Source organism: Tunturiibacter empetritectus (assembly GCF_013410875.1).
Taxonomy (GTDB): domain Bacteria; phylum Acidobacteriota; class Terriglobia; order Terriglobales; family Acidobacteriaceae; genus Edaphobacter; species Edaphobacter empetritectus.
The window spans coordinates 227,633-241,643 of sequence record NZ_JACCCU010000002.1; the positions used below are offsets into that span (position 1 = coordinate 227,633).

Annotated in this window: 12 protein-coding genes; 2 read left to right on the forward strand and 10 right to left on the reverse strand. The window is 57.4% G+C overall.

The window, feature by feature from the left end; all coding sequences use genetic code 11:
- Positions 1-3: 3 nt before the first annotated feature.
- From mraY to HDF08_RS13140, 9 genes are all read right to left on the reverse strand, one after another.
- Entirely contained in the window at positions 4-1,140 is a 1,137-nt protein-coding gene (gene mraY, locus HDF08_RS13100) for a phospho-N-acetylmuramoyl-pentapeptide-transferase (protein ID WP_179639126.1), read from the reverse strand.
- A gap of 138 nt (positions 1,141-1,278) precedes the next feature.
- Complete coding sequence (locus HDF08_RS13105; RefSeq protein ID WP_179639127.1) at positions 1,279-1,935, reverse strand: hypothetical protein; 657 nt, start codon at positions 1,933-1,935, stop codon at positions 1,279-1,281.
- 101 nt (positions 1,936-2,036) lie between these two features.
- Positions 2,037-3,422: a UDP-N-acetylmuramoyl-tripeptide--D-alanyl-D-alanine ligase gene (locus HDF08_RS13110; protein ID WP_179639128.1), complete on the reverse strand. Its 1,386-nt coding sequence runs from the start codon at positions 3,420-3,422 to the stop codon at positions 2,037-2,039.
- Positions 3,419-4,888, reverse strand: coding sequence for a UDP-N-acetylmuramoyl-L-alanyl-D-glutamate--2,6-diaminopimelate ligase (locus HDF08_RS13115; RefSeq protein ID WP_179639928.1), 1,470 nt, complete (start codon positions 4,886-4,888; stop codon positions 3,419-3,421). Before HDF08_RS13115 ends, HDF08_RS13110 begins: the two co-directional genes overlap by 4 nt.
- 97 nt (positions 4,889-4,985) lie before the next feature.
- On the reverse strand, positions 4,986-7,316 hold the full coding sequence (locus tag HDF08_RS13120; protein ID WP_179639129.1) for a penicillin-binding protein: 2,331 nt from the start codon (positions 7,314-7,316) through the stop codon (positions 4,986-4,988).
- A gap of 95 nt (positions 7,317-7,411) precedes the next feature.
- Complete coding sequence (ftsL, locus tag HDF08_RS13125; RefSeq protein ID WP_179639130.1) at positions 7,412-7,936, reverse strand: cell division protein FtsL; 525 nt, start codon at positions 7,934-7,936, stop codon at positions 7,412-7,414.
- A gap of 218 nt (positions 7,937-8,154) precedes the next feature.
- The gene (gene rsmH, locus HDF08_RS13130) at positions 8,155-9,048 is read right to left on the reverse strand and encodes a 16S rRNA (cytosine(1402)-N(4))-methyltransferase RsmH (protein ID WP_179639131.1); all 894 of its coding nucleotides are present in this window, start codon (positions 9,046-9,048) and stop codon (positions 8,155-8,157) included.
- A gap of 45 nt (positions 9,049-9,093) precedes the next feature.
- Positions 9,094-9,555, reverse strand: coding sequence for a division/cell wall cluster transcriptional repressor MraZ (locus HDF08_RS13135; protein WP_179639132.1), 462 nt, complete (start codon positions 9,553-9,555; stop codon positions 9,094-9,096).
- Between the two features lie 323 nt (positions 9,556-9,878).
- Entirely contained in the window at positions 9,879-10,409 is a 531-nt protein-coding gene (locus tag HDF08_RS13140) for a DUF2127 domain-containing protein (RefSeq protein ID WP_257031116.1), read from the reverse strand.
- A 276-nt stretch (positions 10,410-10,685) separates the two neighbouring features.
- Between HDF08_RS13140 and HDF08_RS13145 the strand changes: the two genes are divergently transcribed.
- Positions 10,686-11,240 carry a fasciclin domain-containing protein gene (locus HDF08_RS13145; protein ID WP_179639133.1) on the forward strand — a complete coding sequence of 185 codons (555 nt, stop codon included), beginning with the start codon at positions 10,686-10,688 and terminating at the stop codon, positions 11,238-11,240.
- Positions 11,241-11,327: 87 nt separating this feature from the next.
- The gene (locus HDF08_RS13150) at positions 11,328-11,912 is read left to right on the forward strand and encodes an SRPBCC family protein (protein ID WP_257031117.1); all 585 of its coding nucleotides are present in this window, start codon (positions 11,328-11,330) and stop codon (positions 11,910-11,912) included.
- A gap of 85 nt (positions 11,913-11,997) precedes the next feature.
- Here the strand turns inward: HDF08_RS13150 and dxs are convergent, their stop codons facing one another.
- Positions 11,998-13,887 (reverse strand): 1-deoxy-D-xylulose-5-phosphate synthase, encoded by a 1,890-nt coding sequence (dxs, locus tag HDF08_RS13155; RefSeq protein WP_179639134.1) that lies wholly within the window; start codon positions 13,885-13,887, stop codon positions 11,998-12,000.
- Positions 13,888-14,011 lie beyond the last annotated feature (124 nt).

The window sequence follows — 14,011 nt, forward strand, 5'->3', positions numbered from 1 at the left end:
CTCTCATCGCAGCTTCAAAGTAGTCAACGCGAACAAAGCAAACACCAGCGCCAGAATCCAAAATCGCGCAATCACCTTCGACTCCGACCATCCCATCAACTCAAAGTGATGGTGCAGCGGAGCCATCTTGAAGATGCGCTTCCCGTTCCTCAGCTTATAGCTCCCCACCTGCAGCATCACGCTCAACGCCTCAAGAATAAACACCCCGCCAATAAACGGCAGCAGCAACTCCTGCTTAATCACAACCGCCACCGTTCCAATCGCCCCACCCAGAGCAAGGCTCCCAACATCCCCCATAAAGATCTCAGCCGGATGAGCGTTATACCAAAGGAACCCGATACTAGCGCCCACCATCGACCCGCAAAAAACCGTCAGTTCGCTCACCATCGGCATTCGCTGCAGCTCAAGATAATCAGAAAACACCACATGCCCACTGACATAGGTCAGCACCGTCAAGGCTCCAGCCGCAATGATCGTGCACCCAATCGCCAACCCATCCAATCCATCGGTCAGATTCACCGCATTGCTCGCGCCCGCAATCACGATCATCACAAACACAACGAACGGCACAAACACCAGCCAGTGCATATGTGGAATATGCCCCATCCACTCCCACACCAGGTCCGGCCTGAATCGCTTTGCAAACGGCACCATCAGCCGTGTCGAGTAGCCCCCGCGAATCTCCATCACCACCAGCGCAGCCGCGACCAGCCCACTCGCAATAAACTGCAAACCCAACTTCGCCCTCGCCGTCAGGCCTTGATTCTGCCGGTGCACCACCTTGATATAGTCATCCGCAAATCCAATCGCCCCAAACGCAAGCGTAGACAGCATCACCAGCCACACATAGGGATTCGAAAGATCCGACCACATCAACGTCGGCACCAAAATCGAGATGCAGATCAGCACCCCGCCCATCGTCGGTGTCCCACTCTTCTTTTGGTGCGACTGCGGTCCCTCTTCCCGGATGTATTGCCCAATCTGAAACTCGCGCAGCTTCTCGATCACATACGGGCCGATCAGCAACCCGATCAGCAGCGCCGTAAGGCTCGCAAACACAGTACGAAACGTCAGATATCGGAATATGCGAAACAGCCGAAAGTAAGGGAACAGCTTCTGGTACAGCAACCAATAGAGCAAAACGCCTCCGCCTTTACCCGCAGCTAATGCCCGTTTTCGTTGCGAGTCACGGCTATCTTAACAGCACCATCCCCCACATCCTTGGTTTATCTCATCTGTGAACCAACTCGAATGCCCACCGAATCCGAGGTTCTCAGCTCAAAGCCCATGCTCCAGAGCAAAGCAGAGCGCATCCGCCGCCATCGCAAGTTCGAACGCCAGATGTGCATCGTGGTCCGAATCCTCCGCCTGCCGCAGCAACTCCACCGTCACCGGAAAAAGATCCGTCCCCTTGCCGCGCTCTGCGTTCTCGATCTTCTCCAGCCGATGATCCGCCTCCGCAATAAATCTCTCCAGCCACTCCGGCGAAGGCGACGCTACCCTCTGCCGGTGCTTGTCCCTAGCTGCATACAAACCCGCCAGCGACAGATGCTCCGCCGCGCGCAAAACCCCAATCGCCCGCAGCACAAACTTGTTGCCCTCTTCACCCTCGGTCGCCTTGCGGTAGAGCTTCACCCCACGCTCCAGCAGATCCCTCAGATCTTCCCCAGTCCCCTTCTCCATCAACGAGATCACCACCGAAGCCCGCTGCATGTGGTGAAACGCAGTCATAAGCCCATGATCGGTTGCATAGACAAATCCAGAACCCGCAACCTTCTCTGCAGCTTTCTTCGCGGCCTTCGCAGCTTTTTTAGCATGCTTGGCGGCATGTTTTGCCGGGTGTTTTTTCGCGGCATGTTTCATCGCCTTCTTCGCATGCTTCTTCAGCGCCGAATCGGACTCCCTTTTGACCAGCGCATTCCCATTGCTCGACATATCTCTCCACTCCCCTAGGTTCTAGTACCGCAAATCGGTAAACCAAGCTCGTCAAAATCAAGCCCGGCAAATCAGTCAGATGCGTTTAAACCCCAAGCGTCCTACAGCCTTCCGGCAATCGCCGCCAAAGCCTTCTCCAGGCGCACGCCCCGCGAAGCCTTCAACAACACTACGTCGCTCGGACGCACATTCGCAACCAGCCACTCCCCCGCCTCCTCAGGGCTCGTGACAAAAAGCGCCTCCGTACCCGCAGCTCTTGCCGCCTCGACAGTAGCCTCGGCCGCGCCCCGTACTCCAAGCACAAAATCTACCCCCCTCTCCTTCATCCTCGTACCGCACGCTGCGTGCAGCGCAGCCGAATCCGGACCAAGCTCCAGCATCTCCCCCGCAACCACAATATGTCGCTCCGCCGGAATCGCCATCAACGCATCGATCATCGCATTCAGCGCCGTCGGATTGGAGTTATAGCAGTCATTGATCAGCGTCGCCCCCCGCCACTCCAGAACCTCGCCACGTTTGTCTCCTGCCCGCAGTTCACCGACAGCCGCAGCACAATCCCCCAGTCCCATCCCGCTCTGCAGGCCCACTGCAATGGCGGCCAGCGCATTCGGAACATTATGCCGCCCCAACATCTTCAACTGCACACTCGCACGCTGCCCCCTGGCCTCCACCGTAAACACCACGCCCTCGGTACCCACCTCCGCCACGTTCACAGCTCTCACACCCGCACCCTCGCCAAACCCGTAAAACACCGCGCGTTCTCCCAGTCCACGGCCAAACGCCGCCACAAAAGCGTCATCGAAGTTCAAAACCGCGATGCCGTCCGCGGGCAGTGCCTCAATCAACTCATACTTCGCCCGTGCGATTCCAATTAGTCCCTCCGGAAAGAACTCGAGATGCACCGGCCCCACGTTCGACACCACCGCCCAATCGGGCTCCGCAATCCTCGACAGCGCGGCAATCTCCCCCGCGTGGTTCATTCCCATCTCGATCACCGCAACCTCATGCTCCCGCTCCAACTTCAGAAGCTGCAACGGTAGCCCAAACGCGTTGTTCAGGTTGCCTGCCGACTTCAGCACCTTGAATTTCGCGCCTAAAACCTGCGCCACGGCTTCCTTGGTCGTCGTCTTTCCGGCCGACCCGGTTACGCCGATCACCCTCCCGCCCCACTCTCGCCGCACCGCATGAGCCAGTTGCTGCAGCGCCATCAACACACAGTCATCGCACGCTGCCACCCGCAACAACCGCCTTTCATCCACCTCAGCCGGCACGACCCATCGATTACTCACTACCGCAGCGACCGCCCCATTCGCAAGCGCGGCCTCTACATAGTCATGTCCATCCAGTCTCTCGCCGCGAACGGCGAAAAAAAGTTCCCCTGCGCCGATGGTCCGCGAATCAATCCCATAGCCTTCCGCCTCGGCCGACGTATCGAACTCGCCATCGGCATGAATCCAGTCAGCAATCTTCCCCAAGGTCAGCTTCACGCTATCTCCCTCAAAACTTCAGCAGCTACTGCCACATCATCAAACGGCACCGTCCCATCTCGCAGGATCTGCACCTTCTCATGGCCCTTTCCAGCGATCAGAACAATGTCTCCAACCTTGGCCGCGCGAATCGCAATCTCGATCGCCGCAGCTCGATCCTGCTCTACTATGCACCTAGCCGTCGTCTCCCGCACCCCCACCAGAGCCTCGTTGATAATTGTCATCGGATCTTCACTTCGAGGATTGTCGCTCGTAAGCACCACAAGGTCGCTTCCCTCGCCCGCCGCCCTGCCCATCCGCGGGCGCTTCGTCTTATCCCGATCGCCGCCACAGCCAAATAAAGTGATCACCCTGGCCCCGCGCTCCGCCACCAACTCCCTCGCCAGCGAGATCAAGTTCCGCAAAGCATCGTCCGTGTGCGCGTAGTCCACCACCACAGTAAAGCCGAGTTGATTCGCGATGGTCTCAAAGCGTCCCGGAACAGGCATCAACTTACCAGCAGCTTCCGCAATTTGCTCCAAACTCAAACCCCGAGCCAAGGCAGCACAAGATGCTGCTAGCAGGTTGTACACATTCACTCGCCCGGTCAGGGAAGATCTCATCTCCACTGTCCCCATTGGCGTCTTCCAATCAAAAGACGTTTCACCTGCTTGCAGGGTCACATTCTCCGCGCGAAACTCTGGAACCCCACCGTAGTTTTTCTTGAACCCGTAAGTCCAAAGTTCGCTGCATCCTATAGCTGCTTTCTCAATCAAGCCGCCATATTCATCATCATGATTTACAACAGCTATCCTCGGAGGAGTCGACCCAACTCCTTCGAACAGTCGCGCCTTCGCCGCAAAGTACTTCTCCATCGTCCCGTGATAGTCCAGATGATCCTGTGTCAGATTCGTAAACATCGCCACATCCACCGGCAGCCCCCAGACACGCTCCTGCTCCAGCGCATGGGATGACATCTCCATAACGGCCTCCGTAGCTCCCGCCTTCACACCATCCGCAAAGATCTCCAGAACATCCCGCGACTCTGGCGTCGTATGCGGAGAAACCCGCACCTCATCTCCAACATGTGTCTCAATTGTCCCGATCAACACACACGTCCGTCCCACACTACGCAGCATCGCCTCCAGCAAGAATGCCGTAGTCGTCTTTCCGTTCGTCCCGGTCACTGCGCTCAAAGCAAGATCACGTTCCGGATGCCCCATGACCGCAGCGCTTACCTCTGCCAGCGCCCGCCTCCCCCGCTCCACCAACGCCGCGCCAACGCCCACATGCTCATGGCGCAGCTTCTCATAAGCCTCGCGAGAGTCCGTCACCACCGCCGTCGCCCCCTTCGCGACAGCCGCCTCTATATAGCGATTTCCATCCGTCGCCTCACCCCGCATCGCGACAAACACATGCCCGCTCTTCACCCGCCGAGAGTCATATTCCACCCCCGAAACCTCGACGGAAGTGCAATACCGATCCATGGCGCTCAAGCCCTCGCAAACTGTCTGCCAGTTCACCGTCTCACAACTCATAGAGCGATGCTAGCCGAGATTCCGAATATCTCCCAGCACCTGACCATCATCGACTGAACCGCACCACGATCTCAGTTCCTGCCGGTACCATCGTCCCCGCCGCCGGAGCCTGCTCTCTAGCCAACCCACTTCCCACGGCCTGCACCCGCAAACCCACGGAATCCGCACGTTCCACCACCCCCCGCAGCCCCGACCCTTCAAACGAGGGCACAGGCACACGTAGTCCCGCATCCACGACAACCGCGCCCTTCTCGTTTGCATCAACAGCAGGACGAGCCTTCTGCGCTGACAGTGGCGCAGACGCAGGAGACACAGAACCGCTCCCATCCCCTGAATGGAACGCCGCCAGAACCTTCACCGGCAGCATGTTCAAAATCTCAGCTGTCTTACCCTGCGCCTTTTGCGTCACAGCTACCGGAGTCTTATTCACCGCAACCTCGGCAGCCGCGGCGGCCGCCGGGGTGCGCAGCGGATCATCCGCCGGTAAGCTGTTCACATCATCGAACATCGCATTCAGATCTGCTGTGTTTTCGCTCGGCGCATCCCCCTCCGCGTCCGCCTTTGCCGCAACAATCAGTTCTTTTTGGGTCTTCAACGGCTGATCATGCGGTACACCCAGATACTCCAGCACCTGCTGCGCCACATCCGCAAACACTGGCGCACTCGCTGCTCCTCCGTAGTGCGCTGCTTCACCACCAGCTGTCGGCGTATCGATTACCACAGCGATCGAGATCGCCGGATTACTCACTGGCGCAAATCCCGCAAAGCTCGCTACGAGCTTCGTATGAGAGTATGTGTGCGTCGCCACATCTATCTTCTGTGCGGTCCCAGTCTTGCCCGCAGAGCTGTAACCGTTCAACGCAGCCAGTTTGCCCGTCCCCTCGGTCACGATGCCCTGCATCATCATCCGCATCTTCGCGGAGGTCATCTCTGAGATCACCCGATGAGCCCCATCCGGCAGTGTGGCCGGCAACTGATTTGATGGCCGAAATGCTGCGGGCTTCAATCTTGCGTCCCCCTTCATCTCATCAGTCGACTGCAATAGTACATGCGGCGGCATGTAGACCCCGCCATTCGCGAGCGCACTCACCATCGTCACCAGCTGTACCGGCGTTACGCCAACCTCTTGCCCGATCGCCATCGACAGGATGCTCGTCGATCCCCACTTCTTCGGTGACCGCAGCAGCCCTCGGGTCTCGCTGGGCAATTCGATCCCTGACCGGTCGCCAAAACCAAATCCGCGCATATATCCATAGAACTTGTTCGGCCCCAGCTTCAACGCCATCTTCGCCGCACCTACGTCGCTCGAGTGCTCCAGCGCATACTGCACCGTCACCACGCCGAAGTGGTCGCTGTGATCGTCATGCAGCGTGCGGCCATACATCGTCATCGCCCCGTTCTGGCAGTCCACCAGGTCCGTCGGCTGCACACCTGCGCCATCGAGCGCCGCCGAATACGTCACTAGCTTGAACGTAGACCCCGGCTCATACACATCACTCACAGCCAGGTTTTGCAGCACACTCGCGTCCATGTGCCTCTGGTCGTTCGGATTAAATCGAGGTGAAATCGCCAGCGCAAGAATCTGCCCAGTATGCGGATCCTGCACCACCACCGTCCCGTGCAGCGCCTTTGTCTTGAGCATCTGTGCATCCAGCGCCCGTTCCGCCATGTACTGAATATTTGCGTCGATCGAGAGCACAAGATTTTCACCCGGCATCGGCTGACTCTCTTCACTGCCCAACACGTGCCGCCGTGCATCGAGCGCAGTCAGCATATGACCGGGCTCACCATGCATATCTTCATCGAACTGTCGCTCCAGCCCGCCCAGCCCTACATCATCCGTACCCACATACCCCAACACCTGCGCGGCTAAATCATTGTTCGGATAAAACCGCTTGAACTCCTTCTGAAAATAGACGCCTTTCAAATTCAGCTCGCGCAGACGATCAGCAATACCAGGATCAACCTTCCGTGCAACCCAGGCAAAGTTCCTCGAGGCGTTGAACCGAGCCAGCATCTGCTGCTGCGATGTAAAGTTGTCCCTCGGATCCGCATGCACAATCTCAGCCAGTATCTCCGCCGCACTCGCACGATTATCCCCCAGCTCCGACGGCACCGCATAGACGCTATCCACCTGCACCGTCACCGCAAGCTCCCGCAGATTACGGTCATACAGCATCCCCCGCCGTGGAGCCACTTCGAACGTCCTCTGCTGCTGCAGCGCCGCACGATGCACAAAGTCCGAGTGGCGCACCACCTGCAACCAGCCCAGACGTACCGCGATCAAAACCGTCCAGGCGCAAAAAAACAGCGCCACATAGGCGAAACGGATCCTCCGTATCGGAGCGGTCAACGTCTGCCGTGGCGCCTTGTTCATCTCATCCCTGCTTTATCGTTAGTGTACTTCCCGGTCCTCTTCGTCAGACATTCTCTGCAAAGTCGAACACCCTCTGCCGACGACCCGACGATCCACTACTGAGCCATCTGCATCGCCGGAGCGCTCGCCTGCGCCAGCGCCGGGGCATTCGGATCTCCGCCGCCCTCCGGCCGCACTACCTGGCCCGGCTGGGGCTCGCCCAGACCAAGCTGTTTTGCAATCCGATCGATCCGGCCAGGATCGGTCAGTTGCGCCTCGGACAAGCGAAGCTGCCGATTCTCCTCCCGCAACTGCTCCACCTGCGCCTTCTGCGCCTCAACGTGATACCCAATCTCAATCGCAGAAAAGTGCTGCCACACATAGACCATCACCAGCACAAACAACACGCTCATTACTGCGGTAAACGTGCGCATCTCGCGACGCCGTTCCGGATCGTCCGCCTTCACAATGCGGCTGTTGTCGATGTGCTTGGTAAAGAAGACCTCTGGCGTCGGTCCACGCCGCGCGCGCCGTTGCGCCTCATAGAGCTCACGATTCCGCGCCGTCAGCGACTCCGCACGGCTCTGCGCCCGCGAACCCAACATCTCTAGCTGTTGTCCTGCCATCGCCGAAGCTGCCATGGTGCACCTCTCTAAAACTCGCCTCTGAATCTCTATCTCTCAATCAAACCTTGCCACTCTCCTTAACGTACGAACCGGGCCGGGATCGCTATGGAGGAAGGGACTTTGTGTTGCAGAGTTGTCTTTCGCCTGAAAGAAGGTGGGACAACCCCGGCCCGATCACTTGTCTTCTCTATCTATAGACTGCACCATTTTTAGTGCAATAGAGAATCTTGTACCTAAATTTTTTCGGCCGCCCTCAACTTCGCACTACGCGACCGCGGATTTCTCATCTGTTCCTGTTCAGCCGCCACAACCGGCTTCTTCGTTAAGACCTCAAATACCTTCGCGTCCTTTGCCGCCTTGAACGCATCCTTCACCAGCCGATCCTCCAACGAGTGAAAGCTGATCAGCACCAGCCTTCCCCCCGGCTTCAACAGAGACCCCGCGCTCTTCAGCAGCGATTGAATCTCTCCCAACTCGTTATTCACTCGAATCCGAAGTGCCTGAAAGGTTCTAGTAGCCGGATGAATCTTCTCGCTTTTCATTGGTGGGGCCTCGGCCGATACGATTCGAGCCAATTCTGCTGTAGTCGTAATCGGCCGGGCCCTAACAATGGCTCTGGCGATTCTCCGCGACCTCCTTTCCTCTCCGAATTCGTAAATCAGGTCGGCGAGTTCGTTTTCGTCTTCCTGATTTACCACTTGCTCGGCCGTCTCTCCGCTGCGCGTATCCATCCGCATATCAAGCGGGCCATCGGTCCGAAAACTAAATCCTCTGTGCGCCTCGTCCAGCTGCAGGCTGCTCACGCCAAAATCGGCAAGCAATCCATCCAGGCTTCCCGGCTCGATCACTCCCGAGGCCTCCGAAAACGCCCTCGGCTCAAACACCACCTCCGGCATCTCGTCTCCAAGCTCGACCCGTAAATCTTCTAGCCTTGCCTTGGCCTTCTCCATCGCCTCCGGGTCACGGTCAAAGCCAATCAACCTGCCTCTGCCGCCCAGCCTCTTCGCAATCTCCAAAGAGTGCCCCGCCAGACCCAGCGTCGCGTCAACCACCACGCCGCCCGGCCGCACATTCAAGTACTCCAGAACTTCTTCTAAAAGAACCGGCACATGTTGCGGACTCTTCATATCAACCCGCCTTCCGTGCTGCCCCTGGGGGCCACCTTGCAACCTTTAAGCAACAACCTTTGTCTTCTCTGCGAACGCCATCAGATCCGCGTCCGTCAGCTCAACCGCGCCACTGGCCTTCTTCATCTCCGCGTCGAACATCTCCGCATTCACAACCTCAAGCAGCGTCTGCGACCCCAGAACATTCACCTCGCCTGTCACCTTCGCCAACTCCCGCAGCTTCTGCGGAATCAGCACCCGGCCCTGCGCATCCATCTCCGCCATCTGCCCGTAAAAGTTCGTTACATCCTGAAACTTCTTCCGTACCGGATCCATTGGGGACATCTTCGACAGCGACGCTTCAATCTGCTCCCACTCCTTCAGCGGGTAAACCTGCGCCCGCCTCCCATCCATGCTCGTTATGTAGAACTGGGGGCCATACAGCTCATCCACACGGCGCTTGAACTCGGCAGGCAGCTTCAATCTGCCCTTCTCGTCCACGCGGGTTGGGTGATTTCCCCGAAACATAACGACCTCGATACCTCTCCCGGCTCATCTTTGGTTCAAACCAGCTCCGCATCGTAGAATCTTATTGTCAAGGAACCTAGTTTGGTCCACGAAACTCCAAAATCTTCTACTTCGCTCCACCAGCATCGCCGAGGTATCTAGCCCTGTAAAGGACTAATTTGTGCAACTTCTGTGTATTTCCCATATTGGAATGTGGAAAACTCAGCTACTTGTGTATACCGAAGAGGTAACCGCTAGCTGTAGTGTTGGCTCGGTTGATTCATACCAACTCTGTTACTTGCAGAGCGTGAATCCATCTGGTAAGCGAAATAAAAGCGAAAACGCTAGCTCCCACTTAGCAACTTCTTCCGCCGAAGCAGCCACACCAGGTACGCAAGCACTGCCAGATTGATGAGCAACAGGCTCAGGCGAAACCAGTCGGGCCTTCGAACCAGCTCATACAGCTCCCAAGGTAAAAAAGAGATCGTCAGGATCAGCGTCAGATACTCGGCCCACACCTTCTCCAGAAGCAGTCCAATCCCCTCTGTTAGAGCCAGCGCGGAGTAGCCAAACGTCGCGACACTGATCTGTCGCATCCGATGAGCATCGATAAGGTCAGCCTTGTGCAGCAACAAAGCAACCAGCCGGCTCTCAGGGTCAAATCTCAGCTTCAGCGCCAGCCGCGTCACCTCATCGCCGATATCTTTATGCAGCAGATGAATCGCGCCCGCACCGATACAGAAGAAGAAGATCGCCTTCGCCAGCTTGAAAAGCCCGATCAGCATCAACCCACGATCATGCACTCCGGTCGCGTGATGCCCGTGCTCCGGTGCCTGTATCGACTCGCTCCTGCTGATCGGTTCTTTCAACATCATCAGACCTTCAGTTGACGAGGACGCGATGAAATTGTCAACGCCACCTTCGTGTCACGCATCTTCACCCCATCAACATCTTCCCCTCAACTGTTACGCGCACCCAATAGACCTCCTAACGCCGCCTCCTGAAAGGACATCTCACGAGCATGATTGGAACGAGACCAATCCAGTCTCAGCAAGCGCACGTAGATGCTTATGAGTGCCCTTGCAGGGAACCAACTTCTAAGAATCAAGAACGATACAAGAACGATACAAGAACGATAAAGGATAACGACAATGAAGAAGACCTTCCTCGCGACCTTGGCAGTTGCTGCCTTGGCCATCACCTCCCTCAGCGCCCACGCCCAGAAGGATCCCGAAGTCGGCGGCGCTGCGATGTACCCCACTAAAACCATCGTCGAGAACGCAGTCAACTCGCCGATCCACAAGACCCTCGTCGCTGCCGTCAAGGCAGGTGGCCTGGTCGACACACTCAACAGCCCCGGACCCTTCACCGTCTTCGCCCCAACCGATGACGCCTTCGCCAAACTCCCCGCCGGCACCGTCGACACTCTCGTCAAGCCAGAGAGCAAGGACACCCTCGATAAGATCCTCACCTACCACGTCGTAGCCGGCAAGATCAGCTCTAAGGAACTCGAGAAGATGATCAAAAAGGGCGGCGGCAAAGCCACCCTTAAGACCGTCCAGGGTGAAGATCTCACCGCCAGCATGTCCGGCGGCAACATCATTCTGACCGATGCCAAGGGCGGCACGGCCACCGTCACCACCGCCGATGTCTTCCAGTCGAACGGTGTCATCCACGTCATCGACACCGTCCTCATGCCCAACTAGTGTCTTCCTCCAGCAGTTCCCTTGGGGCGCCTCATAACGAGGCGCCCTTTTTCTCACCCCATGAAAAACACTCTTTGCTCAACAGCCTTGCATCCCTCGCGCTCTCCCTTCGAACACGCTATAACCGACTCAGCGATGCGCCGCACCTTCCACTCCGGACAGTGGCTCCCCTACCCTGTCGAACTAGTCTTCGCCTTCTTCTCAAACCCCGACAACCTCCCCCGGCTCATGCTCCCTTGGCAAAAGGCCCGCATCGAGAAGATCTCCCTCGCACCCCCACCCACGCAACCCGTAACCTCCAACAGCATCACAGCCGGTGCCGGAACCAGGCTGACCCTCAGCTTTCGGCCCTTCGCATACTCGCCAATTCGAGTTTCATGGGACGCTGAGATCTCTGAGTTCGCCTGGAACGATCACTTCTGCGACCAGCAGCTCCGCGGTCCCTTCGCCTACTGGCATCACTGCCACCACGTAAAACCGCAGACGCGAACAGAACTTTCAGGCAGCGTCACTTCGGGCACCCTGCTCGAGGACGAAGTCAACTACGAACTGCCGATGGGCAAACTGGGCACCTTAGCCAACAGCCTCTTCGTTACCTCCCAGCTACGAAGCACCTTCGCCTATCGTCACGCCCGCACCAGCGAGCTGCTCGCGCACCTGACCCATCGCTGAAAGTCGCTCTTAACGGAACCTATCAAGGCCGCTAAAGAAGTTGAAAAAACACGCGCTGCGAACTGCAGGCCGCCAATCCTTCCACCTAGTGCTTAGCCAGCACCTGCTCCATCATCTTGCTGAGATAAGGTCTCGACCTCTCAAGCGCTGCCTCTGCCGTTAGGCCATACTTCTCCCGCAGCGACTCCACCTTGCCATGCTCGATGAACGCATCCGGCCAGCCCACCCTCACAACCGGCACCTGCAACTCAAGTTCGTTCAAGGTCTCCATCACGGCAGAGCCAAACCCACCTGCCAGCACATGATCCTCTAACGTAATCACCAACCCACAGCGTCCGCCAAACTCCCCAACGCAATCGCGATCCACCGGCTTCGCAAAGCGCGGATTGATCACCGCCGCAGAAAATCCTTCCAGCTTCAACATCTCCGCAAGCCGTACCGCCTCCGGCAACATCGCACCCAGGCCGAAGATAGCGACATCCACTCCGTCGCAGATCACCTCAGCCTTGCCGATCGCGAGCGCCACCTGCTGCTCTTTCACTTGAACGCCCGGCCCAGTCCCACGCGGATATCGAATCGCGCTCGGCCCTTCATGCAGCATCGCCGTATACATCATGTCGGCCAACTCATCCTCATCCTTCGGCACCATGTGCACCAGGTTCGGCACGCTGCGCAGATAGCTGATGTCGAACAGGCCATGATGCGTCGGCCCATCGTCCCCGCTCAACCCCCCGCGATCCATGCAGAACACCACAGGCAGATTCTGCAGACAGACATCATGCACCACCTGATCAAACGCCCGCTGCAAAAACGTCGAGTAGATCGCACAGAATGGCTTATATCCCTTCGTCGCCATTCCAGCCGCAAAGATCACCGCATGCTCCTCCGCGATCCCCACGTCGAAGTACCGTTTCGGATGATGCGGCCTAAAAAGATCGAGCGCCGTGCCGTTCGGCATCGCAGCCGTAATCGCCACCACCTTATCGTTCGCCGTAGCCAGCTTCGTCAACGACTCTGCAAAGATCTCCGAGTAGGTCTTCTGCCCAGCAGGCTTGGTCTCACCGGTCTGCGCATCGTAAGGCCCCAGCCCATGAAATTTCTTCTGCTTTTCTATCGCAGGCTGAAAACCCTTTCCTTTTTGCGTGATCGCATGCAGCACCACCGGCTTGTTCTGCTGCTTCAAAAATTGGAACGTCTCAATCAGCAGCGGCAGATTATGTCCATCAAGCGGCCCGAAGTAACTCAACCCAAACTCTTCGAAGAGCGTGCCCGGCCCAATCAAACCCTTCGCCGCCTCCTCCGCCTTGCGAGCAACGTGCCGCACCGTCTTCCCGCCAAACCGCTCCAGCAGATCGGCCGCTCGATCATGCAGACTCGAGATCGTAGGATTGGTCACGATCTTGTGGAAGTACTCCGCAATCGCCCCTACGTTCTTATCAATCGACCAGGCATTATCATTCAACACCACGATCAATCTCTTCGTCTGAGCCGCAATATTGTTCAGCGCTTCAAACGAGATGCCATTTGTAAACGCCGCGTCCCCGGCCAACGCAACGATGTGTTCTTTCCCACCCGCCATGTCGCGGCCAACAGCCATCCCCAGCGCCGCACTCAGCGCCGTTCCTGCGTGCCCGGCACCATAGCTGTCATGCTCGCTCTCAGTGCGCAGCATAAATCCATTCAGTCCACCCGGCTGCCGAATCGTATGAAACAGCTTCTCCCGCCCCGTCAGTAGCTTGTGCACGTAGGCCTGATGGCTCACATCGAAGACAAAGCTATCGGTCGGTGTATCGAACACATAGTGCATCGCCAGAGTCAGTTCCACCACGCCAAGATTCGGACCGATGTGTCCGCCCGTCTTTGCAACCCCCACAATCAGTCGCGCCCGAATCTCCTCTGCCAACTGCGTCAACTCCGCGATCGAAAGCTTCTTCACATCAGCGGGAGAGTTAATTGTCTCGAGAATCTTACTCATTCAAAACCTGTCTGCAGTCTCGCTGACCGAGCGTCGCGTCCTGCCGAAAACCAAACTACATCTTCAACCCAGCTAAATAACTTGACTTTTAAGTATACCAACCCACATCTTCATGTGTTGTTGC

Coding starts and splice junctions, on each gene's coding strand:
- HDF08_RS13105 (WP_179639127.1), bottom strand. CDS start 1,935: ATGTCGAGCAATGGGAATGCGCTGGTCAAAAGGGAGTCCGATTCGGCG.
- HDF08_RS13115 (WP_179639928.1), bottom strand. CDS start 4,888: ATGGATCGGTATTGCACTTCCGTCGAGGTTTCGGGGGTGGAATATGAC.
- HDF08_RS13120 (WP_179639129.1), bottom strand. CDS start 7,316: ATGAACAAGGCGCCACGGCAGACGTTGACCGCTCCGATACGGAGGATC.
- ftsL (WP_179639130.1), bottom strand. CDS start 7,936: ATGGCAGCTTCGGCGATGGCAGGACAACAGCTAGAGATGTTGGGTTCG.
- rsmH (WP_179639131.1), bottom strand. CDS start 9,048: ATGAAGAGTCCGCAACATGTGCCGGTTCTTTTAGAAGAAGTTCTGGAG.
- HDF08_RS13135 (WP_179639132.1), bottom strand. CDS start 9,555: ATGTTTCGGGGAAATCACCCAACCCGCGTGGACGAGAAGGGCAGATTG.
- HDF08_RS13140 (WP_257031116.1), bottom strand. CDS start 10,409: ATGATGTTGAAAGAACCGATCAGCAGGAGCGAGTCGATACAGGCACCG.
- HDF08_RS13145 (WP_179639133.1), top strand. CDS start 10,686: ATGAAGAAGACCTTCCTCGCGACCTTGGCAGTTGCTGCCTTGGCCATC.
- dxs (WP_179639134.1), bottom strand. CDS start 13,887: ATGAGTAAGATTCTCGAGACAATTAACTCTCCCGCTGATGTGAAGAAG.